This is a genomic window from Clostridium sp. Ade.TY, from assembly GCF_000498355.1.
Lineage (GTDB): Bacteria > Bacillota > Clostridia > Clostridiales > Clostridiaceae > Clostridium.
This window is the reverse complement of record NZ_AVSV01000050.1, coordinates 1-336: the sequence shown is the minus strand read 5'-3', so window position 1 is coordinate 336 and position 336 is coordinate 1. Positions and strand designations below refer to the sequence as shown.

The window sequence follows — 336 nt, the reverse complement described above, 5'->3', positions numbered from 1 at the left end:
TTAAGATGTAAATTCTGTTCAGTTTTGAGAGATACAAATCTCTTAAAGTATGTGGGGGTATAGCTCAGCTGGGAGAGCACCTGCCTTGCACGCAGGGGGTCAGGAGTTCGAATCTCCTTACCTCCACCACATATGGGTCTATAGCTCAGCTGGTTAGAGCGCACGCCTGATAAGCGTGAGGTCGGTGGTTCGAGTCCACTTAGACCCACCACTATGTTCTTTGAAAATTGCACATGATTATATAAATTGTTGATACAACAAGCCAAGAAATAAAGTATTTATTAAATACTATTCTTTGTGAGAACCAAAATTGTGATGATTTTGAATTGACTAAAT

General features: G+C 40.2%; 2 tRNA genes. Both read left to right on the top strand.

The features are described 5' to 3' along the window. Nucleotides 1-53: 53 nt before the first annotated feature. Nucleotides 54-129: transfer RNA gene (locus O212_RS0115450), tRNA-Ala, on the top strand. 5 nt (nucleotides 130-134) lie between these two features. Continuing rightward, nucleotides 135-211: transfer RNA gene (locus tag O212_RS0115445), tRNA-Ile, on the top strand. The last annotated feature ends 125 nt before the right edge of the window (nucleotides 212-336 follow it).